We start from the raw sequence: 19,230 nt of genomic DNA, 5'->3' as shown, positions 1-19,230 counted from the left end.
CGCCGGCACGGGTGCCGAAGTCCGACGGCGCTATGCCGGCCGCTGAATTCTCGGGGAGGCGGGCGAGCCCGCTGAGTGCTCTGGGAGGCGGGTGAGCTAGCGTGAGCAGGCATCTATCCATCGATTCGGCTTGGAGCTCTCTCCGACAATGACTGAACAGATCCCCAGCGGTGCCGGTGCCTCGTACGCGGCGGCCGGCGTCGACATCGAAGCCGGTGACCGTGCAGTCGAGCTGTTCGCTCCCCTGGCCAAGAAGGCCAGCCGCCCCGAAGTACAGGGCGGACTCGGCGGCTTCGCAGGACTGTTCGCACTGAAGGGCGGCTACAAGGAGCCCCTGCTCGCCGCCTCCACCGACGGCGTCGGCACCAAGATCGCGATCGCCCAGGCCCTCGACAAGCACGACACCGTCGGCCTGGACCTGGTCGCCATGGTCGTCGACGACCTGGTGGTCTGCGGCGCCGAACCGCTGTTCCTGCAGGACTACATCGCCGTCGGCAAGGTGGTCCCGGAACGCGTCGCGCAGATCGTCTCCGGCATCGCCGAGGGCTGCGTCATCGCCGGCTGCGCCCTGCTGGGCGGCGAGACCGCCGAGCACCCGGGCCTGATGGGCGTCGACGACTACGACCTGTCGGCCACCGGCGTCGGCGTGGTCGAGGCCGACGCCGTGCTCGGCCCGGACCGCGTCCGCCCCGGCGACGTGGTGATCGGCATGGGCGCCTCCGGCCTGCACTCCAACGGCTACTCGCTGGCCCGCAAGGTGCTGCTCGACATCGACCGCATGTCCCTCACCGGGCACGTGGAGGAATTCGGCCGCACCCTCGGCGAGGAACTGCTCGAGCCGACCAAGATCTACGCCAAGGACTGCCTGGCCCTGATCGCCGAGACCGACGTCCGCACCTTCTGCCACGTGACGGGTGGCGGCCTGGCTGCCAACCTGGCCCGCGTGCTCCCCGCCGGCCTGGTCGCCGAGCTGGATCGCGGCACCTGGAACCCGGCCCCGGTCTTCAAGATGATCGCCCAGCGCGGCCGCGTCGAGCGTGCCGAGATGGAGAAGACCTTCAACATGGGCGTCGGCATGGTCGCCGTCGTCGCCCCCGAGGACGCCGACCGCGCCCTCGCCGTCCTCACCGCCCGCCACATCGACTGCTGGACCCTCGGCACGGTGAAGAAGGCCAAGGACGCCGACGCCGCCCGCGCCGTCCTGGTGGGAGACCACCCGCGCTTCTGAGCACCGGACAGCAACGAACGAAGGCCCCGGCCACTCTGGAGAGTGGCCGGGGCCTTTCGTTATATCCGGCGGCGAGCCAAATCGCCCGTCTCCCAACGTGACAACTGATTTCGTTCCGGCGAGGGTAACTCGTCGGGTACGTCCAGAATCGGATCGGTACTCAACCGGCGGCACGCGTGCAGAACTGGCTACGGCTCCCCAGCCGTGCGCCAAAGGCGCGGGGAGGCGGGGGAGCCGCTAGTGCTGCTGGCAAATCCTCAGCATCGCCTGCTGCTCGGCGTAAATCGACGTGCTAAAGGGGGAAGCCCATCGGCCTCCCCCTGCAGTACGTCGAAATATCCGAGTCAGCGACGCCAGTCGTCGTAGCTGTCTTCTTCTTCCCAGCTCGACCGCGATTCGCTCGCGTCATGCTCTTCGGAAAGCACACCACTCCGCTGTGTGTCGGAGGGACTCCCCGACAGCTCTCGCTGAAGGCTCGAGAAGTCGGTCGACGGTGAGCTGTACTTGAGCTCCCGTGCAACCTTGGTCTGCTTTGCCTTAGCCCGGCCACGGCCCATGGCTGACCCCCTCGCGTCACTGCGGGGCGGCCTGGGGTGGGTTTGGCGGCCCCGTTCGAATTAATACTCTTCCTGACGAACACTTTAGCGTGTGTCCGGCGGTCGCGCTTCCAGGAGTGGGGGATAAACGTCCCGGGGCCGGGCCCGGCGATCTCCGGGCTCGTGCGAAAAGGTTGCTGACCGGGGGCTACAGCACCCCGGGAATCGCTCTGACGATGCCCACCCGGGTTCCGCCGCCGAGCACCGCGGGGGCCGCCAGCTCAGCGTGCTCGTCGGTCCACGACACCCCCATACGCTGGAGAATGGCCAGCGTCAGGGGGAGTCGCGCGCGATCGGCGCCGTCATCGATCTTGTAGGCGAACGCCGAACCGTCCGGCAGCGCGCCGGCGTGCACCCCGTCCGCGCCGATCTTGCACACCAGGCCGGGGGTCGCGGTCATCACCCGGAAGTCGGGACCGTCCGTGCCGGAAATCACTCGCGGATGCGTGCGAATCGCGTCCGCGACACGGCGTTCCGGGCTGTCCTCGGGCGCGGTGGCGAAGGTCGCGTAGGCGCGCGCCAGATTCACCAGCGACACCGGCACGATCGGCAGGCCGCAGCCGTCGATGCCCAGATCGGTCTCCGGTTCACCGGTCAGTTCGGCGACCGTCTCCAGCACGGCCCGCTGCAGCGGGTGCCCGAGCTCGAGATAGCCGCGGGTGGGCCAGTCGTTGATCCGGCAGGTGGCGAGCATGGCGGCATGCTTGCCGGAGCAGTTCATGTAGACGCGGCGGGACGCCTTGGCGCGGTCGCGCCCGGCCAGCGCCTGGGCCCGGGCGTGCTCCTCGAACGGCAGATCGGGCGGGCACTCGAGATCGTCCTCGGTGAAGCCGAAGCGGTCCAGCAAACGCTGTACCAGCTCCACATGATCGGCCTCGCCGAAGTGCGAGGCGGTGGCGATGGCCAGCTCGGCGTCGTCCACCGGCTCGAAACCGTTGCGCAGCAGGGTGAGTGCCTGCATCGGCTTGTTGGTGGAGCGCGGGAAGATCGGGCCGTGCACCGCGCCCACCGCGACCAGCGGCTCGCCGTCCGGGCGCAGCACCACCGCCGAGCCGCGGTGCACGCACTCCCGGAACCCGGACCGCACCACCTCGACCAGATCGACGCTCATGGTGGGGCTCCCCTCGGAAGTCGGTGTCATCGGGCGGCCGCCCCGACGTGACGGCGGCGGTGACGATCGATCTGCATGCGGACGTCGTCGGAGATGGTGGGTTCGGCCTCGGCCAGCAGTTCCAGGCGGGCCGGGTCGGCGCCGGTGAACAGGTCGCGGACGGTGATCCGGTGCTCGGGCACGTACACCACCCGCACCTCGTCGCCCGCGCCGATCGTGCCCTCGGTGAGCACGCGCAGATAGGCGCCCGTATTCGCCTGTGCGGTGAAGCGTTTCACCCACTGCGGTTCGCCGGAGTGCCACTGGAAGGTGGAGCACGGGACGCGCGGGGCGGACACCTCGAGCAGGGTTTCGCCGATGGCCCAGCGCTCGCCGATGACCGCGTCGCTCACGGGCAGGCCGGTCAGGCGCAGGTTCTCGCCGAACCAGCCCGCGTCGAGGTCCCGGCCGAGCTCGGTGGCCCAGCGCCGCGCGTCCTCCTCCGCATAGGCGTAGACGGCCTGGTCCACGCCGCCGTGATGTTTGGTGTCGCACACGTGGTCGCCGTCCAGCCCCAGCGCCCGGACCGGAACCCGGTGCGGCACCGGGCGTTTGTCGATGGCGGTGCGACCCACCTTGGAGGACCGGGCGGGCACCTCCAGTTCGGCGTGCACGACGCAGACGGCCAGCACCCGGCCGGCCGGAACGACGGCGTTCACCGGCCGCGCAGCTTCTCGACGGCGAGCCGGCCGGCCTGCGGCTCGTCGTGGGCGGGCATCGAATCCGGGTCGATGGCCGCCGCACACGGGCCCGCCACCAGGGCGGTGTCGGCCGGGATGGTGCGTTTGATCAGGGCGAGGGCGATCGGGCCGAGTTCGTAGTGGTCGATCACGGTGCCCAGGACGCCGACGGCCCGGCCGCCCGCGGTCACCGGGTCGCCGGTCGCGGGGCGGGAATCCGCGGAACCGTCCAGGTGCAGCAGCACCAGGTGCCGGGGCGGCTTGCCGAGGTTGTGCACCCGGGCCACCGTCTCCTGGCCGCGGTAGCAGCCCTTGTTCAGATGCACCGCACCGTGTTCGGCGGGGCCGCCGATCCAGTTCACCTCGTGCGGGATGGTGCGGTCGTCGGTGTCGACGCCCAGGCGCGGGCGCAGCGCGGCCACCCGCAGCGCCTCGAACGCCCACAGGCCCGCTGGCGCCGCGCCCGCGTCGCGCAGCCGCGTCCACCAGGTGACCAGCTGGTCGCGCGGGACGATCAGGTCGAAGGAGTCGGCGGTGGGCCAGGGCATGCGGCGCAGGAAACCGCCGCCGGGCAGGGGGACCGCGCGATAGGTGCCGGGAAGGGCTGGGACGCCGAGGGTTTCGATGAGCTCGGTCACACCCGGGCCCAGCAGGCTCAGCACCGCATGGTCGTTCGCGTCGACGGGTTTCGCGTCGGCCCAGAACACCATCTTCTGCAGGAAGCTCAGCAGCTCGGGGCCGCGCGCGCCCTCGGTGTCGATCCACACCGTGCCGTCCAGGTCGGTGAGCACGAAGTGGTTGAGCACCCGGCCGTTCAGATCCAGGTCCAGATTCTCGGCGGATTCCCGGTCGCCCAGTTCGGCGACCGCCTGACTGGAGATGGTGTGCAGCCAGCTCAGCCGTTCCTTGCCCGTGATCGACAGCACGAATCGGTGGGAGCGATCGACCACCGCAACCCCCTGTACCGCCGCGCGCTGCTCGCCGAACGGATCGCCGTAATGCCACGCGACCGCGGCATCCGGTGACTCCGGCAGCCCCGCGACAGCCCCTGGAACCTGCAGAATCGGACTGGGTGCAACCGATGAGGACACACACCCACACTAACCCGCCGCTCCGTGCCTTCAGCGCACGGCTCGAGAGCCGTTGGCGGTTGGGCACGCGTGCCGGCGGCCGGGAGCCGAACCGATTGTGGACGCACCCGGTGAGTTACCCGGATCCGTGCGAGATCAGTCGTCGCGTTGGGAGACGGGACCGGGTGGCGTGATCAGGTCATGGGTGGGTTCGTCGTGCCCGGAACGATGTCGCCAATGGGCCGCGGGCAGAGGTTTACGGCGTGGCGGCAGGCGGGTTTACGGGCTGGGTGGCGCGGTATGCCCGCCGGGGTCCGCCATCTGTCATAGGGTCGAGTCCATGGTGGAACGGGTTTTGGTGACACTCGACGGCGCGATCCGGGATCCGGACGCGCCGTTGTTGTATGCGGACGACATCGGGGTGCTGCGGGGGGACGGCATCTTCGAGACGGTGCTGGTGCGCGCGGGCGTGCCCTGTGCCCTGGAGTTGCATCTGGCCCGGCTACGCCGCTCGGCGGAGGCGCTCGATTTGCCCGCGCCGGATCTGGAGGCGTGGCGGTTCGCGGTGGAGCTGGCCGCCGAGCAGTGGGGGAGCGAGCGTGAGGGGACGCTGCGCATGGTGCTCACCCGGGGGCGTGACAGCGATCACGGAGCCGCTGGCGAACGAATGGCGAACAAGGGTGGGGACCTGGCCGGCGCCGAACCGGCAACCACCGGTTACGTTTTCGTGGTGCCGGTCCCGGACCGCGTGGAAAAGGCGCGCACCGAGGGTGTTTCGGTGATCACGCTCTCGAAGGGCATCTCCATCGACCTGGCGCAGAACGCGCCGTGGCTGCTGCTGGGTGCGAAAAGCCTGTCCTACGCCACCAATATGTCCGCGCTGCGGTTCGCCCAGCGGATGGGCGCCGACGACGTCATCTTCACCAGCACCGAACATCGGGTGCTGGAGGGTCCGCGCTCGACAGTCGTTGTGCAGCGCGACGACAAGCTCATCAGCCCGCCCGCGCGCAATGGCGTGCTGCCCGGCACCACCCAGCGCGCATTGTTCGCGCAGGCGGAGAAGGCGGGCTGGGAGTGCCTGTACGAGCCGCTGTTCACCGCCGACCTGATCACCGCCGACGCGATCTGGATGCTGTCCTCGATCACCCTGGCCGCGCGGGTCAATTCCCTGGACGGACTGCGCATGTCGGCGCCGGAGAACGCGGACGAGATCGTCGAGATGGTGAATCGTGGCATCGCGCTGCCCGGGAGCCTCGCCGACTGGTGATCGGCCCGGGTTTCCTTGACGGTCACCAGGTTCCGGCGGTGACCGGTGGGATTCGCCGCGGCGTGTCCGTCACATTCCGGCAAATATCTGGCACGCTGTGGTGAGGCATACGTTGATCTGAGCTCCCATGGGCGTAATGTCGGGTACTACGTTATGTCGTAGATCGGCAGGGAGGTCGGATGAGCGTCGTAGATCTGGCGCGCTGGCAATTCGGAATTACCACCGTCTATCACTTCGTCCTGGTGCCGCTCACCATCGGCCTCGCTCCGCTCGTCGCGGGCATGCAGACCGCCTGGGTGATCACCGGTAAGGAGCACTGGCTCAGGCTCACAAAGTTTTTCGGCAAGCTGTTCCTGATCAACTTCGCCCTCGGCGTCGCCACCGGCATCGTGCAGGAATTCCAGTTCGGCATGGGCTGGAGCGAATACTCCCGCTTCGTCGGCGACGTGTTCGGCGCCCCGCTGGCCATGGAGGCGCTGGTCGCCTTCTTCATGGAATCGACCTTCCTGGGCCTGTGGATCTTCGGCTGGACCCGGCTGCCGCAGAAAGTGCACCTGGCCTGCATCTGGCTGGTCGCCATCGGCACCAACGCCTCCGCGTACTTCATCATCGCGGCCAACTCGTTCATGCAGCACCCGGTCGGCGCGAAGTACAACCCGGAGACCGGCCGCGCCGAACTGCACAGCATCTGGGAGGTGCTGACCAACAACACCACCCTCGCCGCCTTCCCACACGTGGTGGCCGGATCCTTCCTCACCGCAGGCACTTTCGTCGCGGGCATCGCCGGATGGTGGATGGTGCGCAATGCGCGCAAGAGCAAGGCCGAGAGCAGCGACGCGCCGATCGAGGAGGCCCGCACCATGTGGCGGCCGAGCGCGCGCCTGGGCCTGTACGTGATCCTGGTCGCCTCGGTCGCCCTCATCTTCACCGGTGACATCCAGGGCAAGCTCATGTTCAAGCAGCAGCCCATGAAGATGGCCTCGGCCGAATCGCTGTGCCACACCGAGACCGACCCCGACTTCTCGGTCCTGACGGTCGGCACCCACAACAACTGCGACAGCGTGGACCACCTCATCGAGGTGCCCTACGTGCTGCCGTGGCTGGCCAGTGGCGACTTCACCGGCGTCACCCTGAAGGGCGTCAAGGACCTGCAGGTCGAGTACAACCAGAAGTACGGCGTCGGCGACTACCGGCCCAACCTGTTCGTGACCTACTGGTCCTTCCGCGCCATGATCGGCTTCATGGCCGGCCCGATCCTGTTGGCGCTGGCCGGATTCTGGGTCACCCGCCGCGGCCGGGTACCGGATCAGACCTGGTACAAGTGGCTTTCGCTGCTCGCCATCGCCACCCCCTACCTGGGCAATATCTCCGGCTGGGTGTTCACCGAGATGGGCCGTCAGCCCTGGGTGGTCGCACCCAACCCGACCGGCGACCAGCACATCCGGATGACGGTGCAGCAGGGCGTCTCCGGGGTATCGGCGGGCACGGTGCTCACCTCGCTGATCGTCTTCACGGCGCTCTACGGACTGCTGGCCATCGCGTGGTTCTACCTGATGCGCCGCTATGTGATCGCCGGACCCGAGAAGGCGTCCACCGATACGGGCCCGAAGATGACCGGGGAGCCCGTCGAGAAGCTTTCCTTCGCCTACTAGGAGCCGAGGATGAGTCTCCCAGAATTCTGGTTTCTCCTGATCGCAGTGCTGTTCACCGGCTATTTCGTGCTGGAGGGCTTCGACTTCGGCGTCGGCATGCTGATGCCGATCATCGGTCGCGGCGACGAGCAGAAGAAGCGGACCGTGCTCAACACCATCGGCCCGGTATGGGACGGCAACGAGGTGTGGCTGCTCACCGGCGGCGGCGCCATGTTCGCCGCCTTCCCGGAGTGGTACGCCAGCCTGTTCTCCGGGTTCTATCTGGCGCTGCTGCTCATCCTGGTCGGGCTGATCGCGCGGGCCTGCGCCATCGAGTGGCGCGGCAAGATCAACGATCCGCGCTGGCGCACCTGGTGTGACGTGGGCATTGCGCTCGGGTCGTGGATTCCGGCGCTGGCCTGGGGTCTGGCCTTCGCGAACATCGTGCGCGGTGTGCAGCTCAACGAGCACAAGCACATCCAGGGCACGCTGCTCGACCTGCTCAACCCGTACGGCATTCTCGGCGGGCTGGCCACGCTGCTGCTGTTCCTGCTGCACGGCGCGGTGTTCATCGCCCTGAAGACCGGCAGCGAGGTGCGCGACGACGCCCACCGCATCATCCGGCTGATCTTCGCGCCCACCGCGGTGGTGGTGGCGTCCTTCGGCATCTGGACCCAGCTCGCCCACGGTAAGGGCTGGACCTGGATTCCGCTGGTGCTGGCCGTGGTCGGGCTGGTGGTGGCGGGTCTCGCCGCCATCCGGGGCCGGGACGGCTGGGCCTTCACCGGCACCGCGGTCACTATCGCGGCGGCCACCGTGCTGCTGTTCGGGTCGCTGTTCCCGAATGTGCTGCCGTCCACCATCAATGACGCGTACAGCCTCACCGTCGACGGCCGCGGCGGCACCGTGGCGGCGTCCTCGACCCACTACACGCTGGTGGTGATGAGCTGGGTCGCGGTGGCCCTGGTCCCGATCGTGCTGATCTACCAGGCTTGGACGTACTGGGTGTTCCGCAAGCGGCTCACCATGGAGCAGATCCCGGCCTCGATCGGGCTGCCCATGGAATCCGCGAAGAGCTGAACGGAGCGGGCGCGCCGGACGTGATGTCCACGGGCCCGGCGCGCCCGTTCGCAGAGGAGATCGACCATGGCACGACCGGTGGACCCGCGACTGTGGCGGCACGCTCGCTCCGCCCGCAGGTATCTCGGGCTGAGCGTGGGGCTGTCGCTGGTCACCACGGGGTGCATCGTCGTCGCGGCGCTCGCGCTGGCGCGGGTGCTCGCGGGGGTCATCACCGAACCGGGCCAGCGCCGCATCGGTTCCTGGATCGCCGAACTGGTGATCTTCGCGGTCGCGGTCGGGTGCCGGGCGGCCGCCACCTGGTGGCAGTCGCGGCTCGCGCACCGGGCCGGGGCGCAGGTGGTCGCCGAACTCGAGACCGCCGCGCTGGCAGCCGGGGCCCAGCTCCCGCCCCGGGAATTGGAGAGCCGCCGCACCGAACTCGCGGTCGTGGTCGGCTCCGGATTGAGCGGGCTGCGCGCCTACCTCGCGGGCTACCTGCCCGCCCTGCTGCTGGCGATGCTCGTCCCACCGGTGATGCTGGCCGTGATCGCGGTGCACGACTGGGTCTCCGGCCTGATCATCTTCGTGACCCTGCCGCTGATCCCGATCTTCATGATCCTCATCGGCCTGCTCACCCAGGGGAGATCCGCCGGCACCCTGGCCGCCACCACCCGGCTCTCCGACCAGCTCCTCGACCTCTTCGCGGGCATGCCGACCCTGCGCGCGCTCGGCCGCGAGACGGGACGCGCGGACAGCGGTGGGGGAGACGGTGATTCACCGCGCAGCATGGCGGGCCGGGTCCGCGAGCTCGGCGATGTGCTGCATCGCCGGACCATGTCGGCGCTGCGCCTGGCGTTCCTGTCCTCCATGGTCCTGGAGATGCTCGCCACCCTGTGCGTGGCCCTGGTCGCGGTCTCCATCGGCATGCGCCTGGTGTTCGGCCACATGGGCCTGTACGCGGGCCTGCTCGCCCTCATCCTCGCCCCCGAGGTGTACCTCCCGCTGCGCGCCGTCGGCGAACGTTTCCACGCTGCCCAGGACGGAATGGCCGCCGCCGACAAGGCTTTCGCCATCCTCGAGCCGGACACCGCGCCGGCCGCCGACGCGAACACCGATGCGGCATCCGCGGCGCCGCCGCCCGTGCCGGCCGGACCCGAGCACCGGAACCCGCACGGCCACATCGACATCCGCGAACTCACCGTGCGGTCGCGCGACGGATACGCACCCGAAGGGCTGTCCGCTGCCCTCCGGCCGGGCACGGTCACAGTCCTGACCGGCCCGAACGGGTGCGGCAAATCGACCGCGCTGCAAGCCATCCTGGGCCTGCTCACCCCGGACTCCGGAAGCGTTCTCGTCGACGGCATACCCGTCTCCGACCTGGACCCCGACCAGTGGTGGTCCCACATCGCCTGGCTGCCCCAGCGCCCGGTTCTCGTCCCCGGCACCCTCCGCGCCAACCTCGAACTCCTGGGCCCCCCATCCGGCCCGGACCAGGTCGACGCCGCCTGCGCCGCAACCGGTTTCGACGCCGTTCTGGCCACCCTCCCGTCCCGCTGGGACACCGTGCTCGGCGCCGGCGGCATCGGCCTCTCCCTGGGCCAGCGCCAGCGCCTCGCCCTCACCCGCACCCTCGCCGCCCCGCGCACGATCCTGCTCCTGGACGAACCCACCGCCCACCTCGACGATGCCTCCGAGACAACGGTTCTCGCGGCCCTGACCGCCCGCGCCCGCGCCGGAGCCACCGTCGTCGTGGTCGCCCACCGCCCCTCCGTTCTCGCCATCGCAGACCACGTGGTCGAAGTCCGGGCCACGACCACGGCGCAGTCCGAGCATGAACCACAGTCGGATACGACGGCCGCTGCGCCACGGCAATCACAGGCGGCGACGAACTCGGCCGCCCAGCTCGGCGGCAACGCCGCGCCAGGGTCTTCCGGCGCATCCACCGGAACAGGGATCGAAGGGTCAGCGGCCGCTCCGGATCCGGGTGCCTGCGGACCCGCGCCGGAAACCGCTGCCGCCGAGTCGGTATCGGGTCCGCGAGCGGATCCGAGTCCCCGTCGAGCGGACGGGGGCGCACTCGGCCGAGCCGGGAGCGGCGCGACCGGGAGCGCGGGCGCGGTGAGCTCGATGGAGGTGTCGGCGCGATGAGGGCGGTACTGGCCGATTTCCGGCGGATTCGGGAGCTGCTCGAGCTGTCGCGGGGGCGGATGGCGCTGTCGGTGGGATGGGGGGTGCTGGCGCTCGGGAGCGGGCTCGGGCTGGCGGCGTTGGCGGCGTGGCTGATTGCGCGGGCGTGGCAGATGCCGCCGGTGCTGGATCTGAGCATTGCCGTGGTGACCGTTCGGGCGCTGGGTATTTCGCGCGGGCTGTGCCGGTATCTGGAGCGGCTGGCCACTCACGATGTGGCGTTGCGGTCCATGAGCACCGCGCGGACCACGACCTATCGGACGCTGGCGGGTGCGGACATCTGGCGGTTGCGGCGGACCGGGTCGGTGGACGGCGATGCCGCCGGACCGGCGGGCGCGGAAGACGAAGCCCGGCAGGGGGATCCGACGAATCTGCGGCGCGGTGAGCTGCTCGGCCGGGTCATGAGCGATATCGACGATCTCTGGGCCGTGGTGGTACGCGCGTTCGTCCCGATCGCGGTGGCGCTGATCCTGTCGCTGCTGGCCGTCGGACTGCTGGCGAGTATCTCGGTGTCCGCGGCGGTGATTCTGGCGGTGGCGCTGGCCGTTTCGGGCATCATCGCGCCGTGGCTGTCGGCGCGCGCGGCCCGGGAGGCGGAGCTCGCGGTGCGGACCGATCGCACCGAGTTCACCGCCGAGGCGCTGACCGTGCTGGACCACGCGCCCGAATTGCGGGTGGCGGGCCGGCTTTCCGGGGCGGTCGGCGCGGCCGCCGCGGCGGGGCAGCGGGCGGTCGCGGCGGAGGATCGGGCGGCGGCACGCAGCGCGTGGGCCGCGGCGGTGCTGCCACTGTCCATCGGGGTGAGCGTGCTGGGGGCGCTGCTCATCGGAATCGTGCTGTACGGCAGCGGTTCTCCCATCCCGACCGCCGGCTTCCAGACCGTCCCGCCGGGCGGCATCACCCCGATGGCGTTCACGGTGCTGGTCCTGGTCCCGCTATCCGCCTTCGAGGCCGTGGCGGTGCTCCCGGCCGCCGCGCAGGCCCTCACCACCGGTCGCGCCGCCCTGCACCGCCTGGATCGGCTCGAGCACGGCGAATCCGAGGCTCCCGCACCGAATCTCCCGGCGCTGCCGCCGGGCCGCCGGATCGCCGTGGTCGGCCCCAGCGGCGCGGGCAAGACCACGCTGCTGATGTCCTGGGCCGGGCTCTTCGAGACGCCGCGCCCGGGCGTCACCTTCTTCGCCGAGGACGCGCACCTGTTCGGCACCACGGTGCTGGAGAACCTGCGCGTGGCCCGCGGCGACATCACCCCGGGCGAGGCCGAATCCGCTCTGCGCGCAGTCGGAGCCGGCGACTGGCTGGACTCCCTCCCCGACGGCGTCGAGACCGATCTGGTCGGCGGCGCGGCCGCGGTCTCGGGTGGTCAGCGCCGGCGCCTCCTGCTGGCCCGCGCCCTGCTCGCCCCGGCCCGCGTACTGCTGCTCGACGAACCCACCGAACACCTGGAGGCCGAAGCCGGGGCCGAGCTGCTGCGCCGCCTGCTCGACGAATCCAGCGGTCTGGTGGAGCGTGACCGCACCGTGGTCGTCGTCACCCACCAGCTGCCGCCGGACACGAAGGCGGACACCATCGTTCGCGTCGAGCCGGGCGGCACCGTCGCCATCGCTCGATCTATTCCCACAACGCCGGCCTGACCTGCGATTTCGCAATCCGAGAAAATACGTTGCCGCCACTGTCTCATCCGACTAATTTCGTCGGTACACAGGAAGGAGGTGGTTCGAGAATGATTTCTAGGACGCGTGAGGTGGCTGCCAGCTAGGCGCTACCGCTGCAATCGGATTCCGATCGCGCGAGCCCTCGCGAATCCAAGGCAGCCACCCGGCCCCCGAGTTACGGTCCGTCCGACCGGATCAGCGTGAAAATGTTGCATCTTCCGCTGGTATGACTCGGGGGCCGTACCTGTTCCGCACATCCACGCATGAAAAAGCCCCGTCCGGCCGGACGGGGCTTCGCTGAATCTGCTAGCCGATGTAGCGCTGCAACCGTGCCGAGAGCCGCGGCTCCAGTGCGCCGTCGGCGGCGATGCGCTCCTCGACGTAGCCCAGGTCGCCGCCCTCGACAATGCCGTAGAGCCGCTTCGCGCCGCCCACCACGATGCCGGACTGGCTGCGGATCACCACGTCGGTGGCCAGCTCCCAGGAGGACTGGGTGAGCGCCTGGCCGTAGAACAGCTCGACAATGCCGGTGGAGTGGGTGAGCAGCAGCTCCAGCACCTCGTCGTCACCGTCGATGCCGACCCGCCAGAAACCGCTCTCCCGCAGATCCGGGCCCACGTACTCGCCCTGGGCGTCCAGCTTCCAGGAGCGCGCCTCCCAGGTCAGGTAGTCGCCGCCGTCGTGCGAGACGATGATCTGCTGACCGAAGCGGTAGTCGCCGGTCTCGAAATCATTGCCCTCGCCCTCACCGCGCCACACACCGACCAGCGGCAGCAGCGCGAGCATGGAGGAACTCAGATCCGGGCCCAGCCGCAGGTTCGCGGTATCGACGGGCAACGGCAGATCGGGGAGCGTCGGAACGTTCAGCGACCCGGTCGACTTGGCACGCTCGGCCGCGTCCGCGACCGCCTGGTCGCCGCTGCGCCGGAGGGCGGCAGCATCAGCGGGCTTCGCGCCCTCGTCGTGGCGAACGACCGGCGTCGACGACGACGAACCGTTGGCCACTCCGTTTTCGATGTTCTCGTGGGCCGGATCTGTCACGACTCGGTGAACAGCCGGTAGAGGACGTACAGACCGAACCAGGCGATCAGCACGGAGACGAGAACCAGCAGAATCTCGAAGGTAAGCACCACGTCTCGGAGTGTAATCGCACCGCCGGAATCACGTGAAAACGACCCCGGGAAAAACTCCGGCACCCACGAGAACGGCCCCGGGATCACGAATCCCGGGGCCGTTCTTGATGTTTCGCCTACTTGGCGACGCTGACGTCCACGTTGTGGATGCCGGCGCCCTCCGGCGACACCTCGACGGTGCCGTTGCCGGACGCGGACAGCGCGCGCAGGGTCCACGTGCCCGGCGCCGCGAAGAAGCGGAAGTCGCCGGTGCCCGAGGCCACGACCTCGGCGGTGAAGTCGCCGTTGCCGTCCAGCAGGCGGACGAACGCGCCACCGACGGTCTGGCCGTCAGCGGTCAGGACGCGGCCGGTGATGACCGTCTCCTTCTCGACGTCGACGTTGGCGGGCAGGGCCTGGCCCTGGGTAGGTGCTGCACACATAGGTAATTACGCTCCCAACTCGATCGGTGCACCGACGAGGGACCCGTACTCGGTCCAGGACCCGTCGTAGTTCTTGACGTTCTGGTGGCCCAGCAGCTCCTGCAGCACGAACCAGGTGTGCGAGGAACGCTCACCGATGCGGCAGTAGGCGATGGTCAGCTTGTCGCCGTCCAGCCCGGCCTCCTTGTAGATCTCCGCCAGGTCGGCGTCGCTCTTGAAGGTGCCGTCCTCGTTCGCGGCCTTGGACCACGGCACGTTGATGGCGGTCGGGATGTGGCCCGGACGCTGCGACTGCTCCTGCGGCAGGTGCGCGGGAGCCAGGATCTTGCCCGAGAACTCGTCGGGGGAGCGCACGTCGACCAGGTTCTTGGCGCCGATGGCCTCGATGACCTCGTCGCGGAAGGCGCGGATGGACAGGTCCTGCGCGGCGGCCTTGTACTCGGTGGCAGCGCGGTCCTTGATCTCCTTGGTCAGCTCACGGCCGTCCAGCTCCCACTTCTTGCGGCCACCGTCGAGCAGCTTGACGTCCTGGTGGCCGTACAGCTTGAAGTACCAGTAGGCGTAGGCCGCGAACCAGTTGTTGTTGCCGCCGTACAGCACCACGGTGTCGTCGTTGGCGATGCCACGCTCGGACAGCAGGGCAGAGAACTGCTCCTGGCTCACGAAGTCGCGGCGAACCTGGTCCTGCAGGTCCTTCTTCCAGTCGAGACGCACGGCGCCCTCGATGTGTCCCAGGTCGTAGGCCGAGGTGTCTTCGTCGACCTCGACGAGGACGACGCCCGGGGTGTTGAGGTTCTCTTCGACCCAGTCTGCGGAGACCAGGACATCGGAGCGAGCCATGTTGTTCCTTTCGATGCGGTGCCGGTACAGGCGTTGCGTTCGTGTGGTTGAGGGATGGACGGTCGGGGGTCAGACAGAGGAGTTCACGGAGCTGGTCGAGGTCGGGACGGTGCTGCCCGGGGCCGAGCGGAACCGCGCGACCAGCGGATAGATCTTGCAGCCCAGGCAGATTCCGAAGGCCGCGTTGAGGAAGGCTGCGAACAGCGCGAATCCGGTGAAGATCGCGCCCGCCACGGGGCTGCCGGCCGCGAAGCCCAGCACGCCCAGCACCGCGAAGGCCAGGCCCACCAGCTGCGCGAAGCGCAGCGGCGCAACGGGTTCCAGCTCGGTCGGCGCACCGACGCGCGGGGCGACCGCGGCGGCGTAGAGCCGGCCGTACGGGCTCCGGCGCGGACCGTAGGCCGCGCCCAGGCCGAACACGATGGCCTGCAGCGCCAGCAGCACGGTGGCGGCGGGAACCGAGACGGCGGCGAGGATCAGAACGAGGGCGAGCACCGCGGTGGTGATCCAGGCGGCGAAGCGGGGGCCACGGACATCCACCTGCCCGGCGGGCGGTGTGCTCCGTCCTGCGGGTGATGTGCTCGGATGAGGGTTCGACATGGGAGTGCTCCTGCGCTGAAGGTGTATTGGCCAGATCGCCGGAGGATCGAAACGATCTCTCGACAGCGGGTCAAATCCGGTCGGCGACAGGGGAATACGAAAGGCCGACCGGCTAGCGGCACAGGCAGCAACAACCACCGAGCCGGCACAGGTCTACCGTGCGGCGTCGGGTGAGCATCAGCTCGCGGTTGGATTGCACGAGAGGCAGTTTACCCAATTTTCGGGGGAAATTGGACCCGGGGTCCGTAATGCTGATCACTCAGCGGAGCCGGCGACCGTTAAAGGGGCCAATGACGTGCGCAGATCCGCCGCCTTCGGAACGCCGGAGATCCGGAAGCGTTCCAATCCTCGAGAATCCAATCCGAAAGTGGTGGGCAGCGAGAGCACGTTCAGCTCGCGCGCCAGCTCCGGATACGCGTCGATGTCGACCTCGAGATCCAGTGGCGGCAGCTCGGCCGACTCCAGCTCGCCGACCACCGACGCGACCACCCGGCGCACCGCCGCGCACGGGCCGCACCAGTCGGCCGAGAAGTGCAGCACGGTGGGCCGTCCCGGGATCACGCCGGCCGCGGCCAGCAGCGCGGCCCGATTCGATTCGGGCTCAGGCGGATTCGCCGCGGCGGCGGCGCGCACGCGACCCTCGTTGCGGCGCACCAGGATTCCCACGCCGGTCGCCAGGACCAGCATGACCACCAGAATCTCGATCGCGATCATTGTTTCTGCAACCTGTCCAGGTCGACGATCGCATTGCGCCCGGCGCCCTCCACCACGATCTGCCCGCCGCTGGCCTGGACCCGGGTCGGGACGATGCCGAACGGCATGTTCTTGGTGTCGAGGGTACGGGTGAAGCGGGCCAGGACCGCGGGCCGGTCCTGCTCGGGGATGACGATCCGGTCCTGGTCGGGGAGCACCGAATCGGTGTCGGCCTGCAGGTCCCGGCCCGCGATGGCGGTGGCGGTGATCCGCACCTCGTCGCCCACCAGCCGCAGATCGGCGAGCACGTGCACCTTCTTCTTCGTCACCTTCTCGCCGCCGTCGCCGGGCGGATCGGTGACCGCCACGGTGTCGGCGTCCGGGCCGACCGGCACGGTGCCCTCCAGGATGATGGTGCCCCCGTTGGTCGTGGGGACACTGCCGGAACCGCCGGAGCCGTCGGACTTGTCGGCGGGCGGGCCGAAGACCTGCAGGTCCGGAATCTTGAACAGCCGGCCCAGCTCGGTCGGCTCGATGCGCATGCGGGCCTGCACCTCGTCCACCGGGACCTGGCCCACATTGCCGTCGATGAGATTGCGCATCGACAGGTGCGCGCCGGTCAGATCGGCCTCGACCGTGATCCGGCCGGGAATGTCCGGACGCATGGCGCGGGCGCGGACGTCGATGTTTCCGTACTGACCGTCCAGCGCCTGGGCGACGAACGGGTGCCGCAGCGACTCGTGAATGGTGATCTCCGGATCGGCGCTCAGGTCCGAACCGGTCCGCAGGAGTCGCGAGACCCGGTACTCGGAATACGCCGCTACCCCGAAATCGAGTAGGACGGCCAGCCCTGCCAGGCAGAGCAGTCCGATGAGCAGCCTCCGGAAACGCATAGCTGCACCCTAATAGGGAGGTGTGCCGTTACCACCCGCCGACGTCCGACTCGGGCCGGTCGCGGCCCGGTGAATGACAGGTGAATGGGAACCGGACCGGACCGAACGGTTGCGACGGCTGGCCGGAATACGAGGGTGTCGGCCGAGACACGCTAATGTAGGCAGCGATTACCTGTGATGACCTGCATGAGGTAGTGGCGGACAATGCGGTAGCCACACACATGCCAGATGGGATGGAGGGCCCCCATGGAGCTGCTCCTGCTGACCTCCGACCCCAACCCCGAGTCGGTGTTGCCGTCGCTGGCGTTGCTGCCGCACCACGTGCGACCCGCGCCCACCGAGGTGGCATCGCTGCTCGAGGCGGGTTCCGCCGACGTGGCGCTGGTCGATGCCCGCACCGATCTGGCCGCCGCGCGGGGACTGTGCCGTTTGCTGGGTAGCACCGGATCGTCGGTGCCGGTGGTGGCCGTGCTGACCGAGGGCGGTCTGGTCGCGGTGAACGCGGACTGGGGACTCGACGACATCCTGCTGCCCGGCACCGGGCCCGCCGAGCTCGACGCCCGGCTGCGCCTGCTGGTGGCCCGCAACGGCGGGGTCGCCAGCCCGGAGAACACCGGCAAGATCACCCTCGGCGAGCTGGTGATCGACGAGGGCACCTACACCGCCCGGCTACGCGGCCGCCCGCTCGACCTGACCTACAAGGAGTTCGAACTCCTCAAATACCTGGCGCAGCACGCCGGCCGGGTGTTCACCCGTGCCCAGCTGCTGCAGGAGGTCTGGGGCTACGACTTCTTCGGCGGCACCCGCACCGTGGACGTGCACGTGAGACGCCTGCGCGCCAAGCTGGGCAGTGAATACGAGTCGCTGATCGGTACGGTCCGCAATGTCGGCTACAAAGCGGTGCGCCCGGCGCGCACGGCCGGCAAGGGCGAGGCGGTCACCTTCCCCGACTCCGACGGCACCGACGACTCCGAATTGACCACGGCGAACGGCGCTCTCTGATGACCTCCTGGGCCGACCGCCTGCCCGCCGAGACCGCCGCGCAGGTGCGGGCGGTCCTGGAGCGCGCCACTGCCGCCGACGGCGTGGCACCGGTATCCGAACAAGCGGTGCTCTCGCTCGGAAATGATTCGCCCGCACGACATCTGGTGGACATCCGCGATGGCGCGGTCGCCGGGTACGCGAATCTGGTTCCGGCCCATGACGAGCATCCGGCCATGGCGGAGGTCGCCGTGGATCCGGCGGCCCGCGGGAACGGGATCGGCGCAGGTCTGGTGGCCGCCGCACTGGCCGCGGGCGGGCCGGGTGCGCGGGTCTGGGCGCACGGTGACCTGCCGCCCGCGCGGGCGGTGGCGGCCCGGTTGGGCTTGTCCGTTTCGCGTGAATTGTGGCAAATGCGAAGAGAACTGGCTAATTCGGAGCTACCGGAATTGGCCGTGCCCGACGGACTCGAACTACGCACTTACACAGGGCCTTCCGACGATGCCGAACTGCTGCGTGTGAACGGTGCCGCCTTCTCCTGGCATCCCGAACAGGGCGGCTGGACCGAGCGCGATATCGACGCCCGCCGCGCCGAATCCTGGTTCGATCCCAAGGGTCTGTTCATCGCCGTGGATCCGGCGCGGCCCGAGCGCGTCCTCGGATTCCACTGGACCAAGGTGCATTCCGACGAGACCCCGCCGATCGGTGAGGTCTACGTGGTCGGCATCGACCCCGATGCGCAGGGCCGCGGCCTGGGCCGGCTGCTGACCCTGGCGGGTCTGCACTATCTGCGGGACCGCGGTCTCGGTGCGGTGCTGCTCTACACCGAGGGCGACAACACCGCGGCCGTCCACACCTACACCCGGCTCGGTTTCACCCGATTCCACATCGACGTCGCCTACTCGAGCGGGTCCTGAAATCCCTTCGGCAACAGTGCGGTTAATGTCACATCCGGTGTGCCGCAATCAGGGTGGGTTGTTCATCTCTCGTTCACCTGTGCTGGTCCAACTGTCAACCAGGTGCCCTTACGTTGCAAGTGGGCCGCAGACCGCTGCCCGGTGCGCTAGTTCGCAGCGAACAGCCGCCAATCGCGCCCGTCCGACCGTTGAGGGGTTGGACGTGCAATCGTGATTCCCGGAGGA

The 19,230-nt window shown here is 69.2% G+C and carries 17 protein-coding genes and 1 pseudogene; 8 read left to right on the top strand and 10 right to left on the bottom strand.

Annotated features, from left to right (window positions below; genetic code table 11):
- Positions 1 to 148 precede the first annotated feature (148 nt).
- On the top strand, positions 149 to 1,228 hold the full coding sequence (gene purM / locus ACFXIV_RS06040) for a phosphoribosylformylglycinamidine cyclo-ligase (protein WP_379398008.1): 1,080 nt from the start codon (positions 149 to 151) through the stop codon (positions 1,226 to 1,228).
- A 344-nt stretch (positions 1,229 to 1,572) separates the two neighbouring features.
- Here purM and ACFXIV_RS06035 read toward each other — a convergent pair whose 3' ends face one another.
- The 4 genes from ACFXIV_RS06035 to ACFXIV_RS06020 form a co-directional block, all read right to left on the bottom strand.
- The gene (locus tag ACFXIV_RS06035; RefSeq protein WP_071811571.1) at positions 1,573 to 1,785 is read right to left on the bottom strand and encodes a DUF3073 domain-containing protein; all 213 of its coding nucleotides are present in this window, start codon (positions 1,783 to 1,785) and stop codon (positions 1,573 to 1,575) included.
- A gap of 187 nt (positions 1,786 to 1,972) precedes the next feature.
- Positions 1,973 to 2,935 (bottom strand): asparaginase, encoded by a 963-nt coding sequence (locus tag ACFXIV_RS06030; protein ID WP_379398006.1) that lies wholly within the window; start codon positions 2,933 to 2,935, stop codon positions 1,973 to 1,975.
- A gap of 26 nt (positions 2,936 to 2,961) precedes the next feature.
- On the bottom strand, positions 2,962 to 3,633 hold the full coding sequence (locus tag ACFXIV_RS06025) for an MOSC domain-containing protein (RefSeq protein WP_379398004.1): 672 nt from the start codon (positions 3,631 to 3,633) through the stop codon (positions 2,962 to 2,964).
- Positions 3,630 to 4,745, bottom strand: a complete 1,116-nt coding sequence (locus ACFXIV_RS06020) for a YgfZ/GcvT domain-containing protein (protein ID WP_379398002.1) — start codon at positions 4,743 to 4,745, stop codon at positions 3,630 to 3,632. The genes ACFXIV_RS06025 and ACFXIV_RS06020 overlap by 4 nt, the downstream gene beginning before the upstream one ends.
- A 319-nt stretch (positions 4,746 to 5,064) precedes the next feature.
- Between ACFXIV_RS06020 and ACFXIV_RS06015 the strand changes: the two genes are divergently transcribed.
- From ACFXIV_RS06015 to ACFXIV_RS05995, 5 genes and pseudogenes are all read left to right on the top strand, one after another.
- Positions 5,065 to 5,991 carry an aminodeoxychorismate lyase gene (locus ACFXIV_RS06015; protein WP_379398001.1) on the top strand — a complete coding sequence of 309 codons (927 nt, stop codon included), beginning with the start codon at positions 5,065 to 5,067 and terminating at the stop codon, positions 5,989 to 5,991.
- Between the two features lie 179 nt (positions 5,992 to 6,170).
- Positions 6,171 to 7,643 carry a cytochrome ubiquinol oxidase subunit I gene (locus tag ACFXIV_RS06010; protein ID WP_379398000.1) on the top strand — a complete coding sequence of 491 codons (1,473 nt, stop codon included), beginning with the start codon at positions 6,171 to 6,173 and terminating at the stop codon, positions 7,641 to 7,643.
- Between the two features lie 9 nt (positions 7,644 to 7,652).
- On the top strand, positions 7,653 to 8,702 hold the full coding sequence (gene cydB, locus ACFXIV_RS06005) for a cytochrome d ubiquinol oxidase subunit II (protein WP_379397999.1): 1,050 nt from the start codon (positions 7,653 to 7,655) through the stop codon (positions 8,700 to 8,702).
- A gap of 66 nt (positions 8,703 to 8,768) precedes the next feature.
- Positions 8,769 to 10,493, top strand: a pseudogene (gene cydD / locus ACFXIV_RS06000) (thiol reductant ABC exporter subunit CydD); the annotation flags it as partial.
- Positions 10,494 to 10,828: 335 nt separating this feature from the next.
- On the top strand, positions 10,829 to 12,505 hold the full coding sequence (locus ACFXIV_RS05995) for an ATP-binding cassette domain-containing protein (protein WP_379397997.1): 1,677 nt from the start codon (positions 10,829 to 10,831) through the stop codon (positions 12,503 to 12,505).
- A gap of 327 nt (positions 12,506 to 12,832) precedes the next feature.
- Here ACFXIV_RS05995 and ACFXIV_RS05990 read toward each other — a convergent pair whose 3' ends face one another.
- The 6 genes from ACFXIV_RS05990 to ACFXIV_RS05965 all read right to left on the bottom strand — a co-directional run bounded on the left by ACFXIV_RS05990 (position 12,833) and on the right by ACFXIV_RS05965 (position 17,107).
- Positions 12,833 to 13,531 (bottom strand): FABP family protein, encoded by a 699-nt coding sequence (locus ACFXIV_RS05990; RefSeq protein ID WP_379398252.1) that lies wholly within the window; start codon positions 13,529 to 13,531, stop codon positions 12,833 to 12,835.
- Between the two features lie 244 nt (positions 13,532 to 13,775).
- Entirely contained in the window at positions 13,776 to 14,081 is a 306-nt protein-coding gene (locus ACFXIV_RS05985) for a DUF1416 domain-containing protein (protein WP_354830981.1), read from the bottom strand.
- A gap of 6 nt (positions 14,082 to 14,087) precedes the next feature.
- A complete protein-coding gene (locus ACFXIV_RS05980) occupies positions 14,088 to 14,921 on the bottom strand; it encodes a sulfurtransferase (RefSeq protein ID WP_379397995.1) in 834 nt (277 codons plus the stop codon).
- 69 nt (positions 14,922 to 14,990) lie between these two features.
- Entirely contained in the window at positions 14,991 to 15,521 is a 531-nt protein-coding gene (locus ACFXIV_RS05975) for a DUF4395 domain-containing protein (protein ID WP_379397993.1), read from the bottom strand.
- 255 nt (positions 15,522 to 15,776) lie between these two features.
- A complete protein-coding gene (locus ACFXIV_RS05970; RefSeq protein WP_354830975.1) occupies positions 15,777 to 16,235 on the bottom strand; it encodes a thioredoxin family protein in 459 nt (152 codons plus the stop codon).
- A complete protein-coding gene (locus ACFXIV_RS05965; RefSeq protein WP_379397991.1) occupies positions 16,232 to 17,107 on the bottom strand; it encodes an LmeA family phospholipid-binding protein in 876 nt (291 codons plus the stop codon). The genes ACFXIV_RS05970 and ACFXIV_RS05965 overlap by 4 nt, the downstream gene beginning before the upstream one ends.
- Before the next feature lie 246 nt (positions 17,108 to 17,353).
- On the opposite strand from ACFXIV_RS05965, the gene ACFXIV_RS05960 reads away from it, so the two are divergent.
- Positions 17,354 to 18,109, top strand: a complete 756-nt coding sequence (locus ACFXIV_RS05960; protein ID WP_379397989.1) for a winged-helix domain-containing protein — start codon at positions 17,354 to 17,356, stop codon at positions 18,107 to 18,109.
- On the top strand, positions 18,109 to 19,005 hold the full coding sequence (gene mshD, locus ACFXIV_RS05955) for a mycothiol synthase (RefSeq protein WP_379397987.1): 897 nt from the start codon (positions 18,109 to 18,111) through the stop codon (positions 19,003 to 19,005). The genes ACFXIV_RS05960 and mshD overlap by 1 nt, the downstream gene beginning before the upstream one ends.
- The last annotated feature ends 225 nt before the right edge of the window (positions 19,006 to 19,230 follow it).

Origin of the sequence: Nocardia sp. NPDC059236, assembly GCF_042754085.1 — a bacterium.
GTDB lineage: Bacteria > Actinomycetota > Actinomycetes > Mycobacteriales > Mycobacteriaceae > Nocardia.
The sequence above is the reverse complement of the archived record's forward strand: the minus strand, read 5'-3'. Positions and strand labels throughout refer to the sequence as shown.

What these genes read in the sequence shown, in the direction of transcription:
- purM (WP_379398008.1), top strand. Translation starts at nt 149, where the DNA reads ATGACTGAACAGATCCCCAGCGGTGCCGGTGCCTCGTACGCGGCGGCC.
- ACFXIV_RS06035 (WP_071811571.1), bottom strand. Translation starts at nt 1,785, where the DNA reads ATGGGCCGTGGCCGGGCTAAGGCAAAGCAGACCAAGGTTGCACGGGAG.
- ACFXIV_RS06030 (WP_379398006.1), bottom strand. Translation starts at nt 2,935, where the DNA reads ATGAGCGTCGATCTGGTCGAGGTGGTGCGGTCCGGGTTCCGGGAGTGC.
- ACFXIV_RS06015 (WP_379398001.1), top strand. Translation starts at nt 5,065, where the DNA reads ATGGTGGAACGGGTTTTGGTGACACTCGACGGCGCGATCCGGGATCCG.
- ACFXIV_RS06010 (WP_379398000.1), top strand. Translation starts at nt 6,171, where the DNA reads ATGAGCGTCGTAGATCTGGCGCGCTGGCAATTCGGAATTACCACCGTC.
- cydB (WP_379397999.1), top strand. Translation starts at nt 7,653, where the DNA reads ATGAGTCTCCCAGAATTCTGGTTTCTCCTGATCGCAGTGCTGTTCACC.
- ACFXIV_RS05995 (WP_379397997.1), top strand. Translation starts at nt 10,829, where the DNA reads ATGAGGGCGGTACTGGCCGATTTCCGGCGGATTCGGGAGCTGCTCGAG.
- ACFXIV_RS05985 (WP_354830981.1), bottom strand. Translation starts at nt 14,081, where the DNA reads ATGTGTGCAGCACCTACCCAGGGCCAGGCCCTGCCCGCCAACGTCGAC.
- ACFXIV_RS05980 (WP_379397995.1), bottom strand. Translation starts at nt 14,921, where the DNA reads ATGGCTCGCTCCGATGTCCTGGTCTCCGCAGACTGGGTCGAAGAGAAC.
- ACFXIV_RS05975 (WP_379397993.1), bottom strand. Translation starts at nt 15,521, where the DNA reads ATGTCGAACCCTCATCCGAGCACATCACCCGCAGGACGGAGCACACCG.
- ACFXIV_RS05970 (WP_354830975.1), bottom strand. Translation starts at nt 16,235, where the DNA reads ATGATCGCGATCGAGATTCTGGTGGTCATGCTGGTCCTGGCGACCGGC.
- ACFXIV_RS05965 (WP_379397991.1), bottom strand. Translation starts at nt 17,107, where the DNA reads ATGCGTTTCCGGAGGCTGCTCATCGGACTGCTCTGCCTGGCAGGGCTG.
- ACFXIV_RS05960 (WP_379397989.1), top strand. Translation starts at nt 17,354, where the DNA reads ATGGAGCTGCTCCTGCTGACCTCCGACCCCAACCCCGAGTCGGTGTTG.
- mshD (WP_379397987.1), top strand. Translation starts at nt 18,109, where the DNA reads ATGACCTCCTGGGCCGACCGCCTGCCCGCCGAGACCGCCGCGCAGGTG.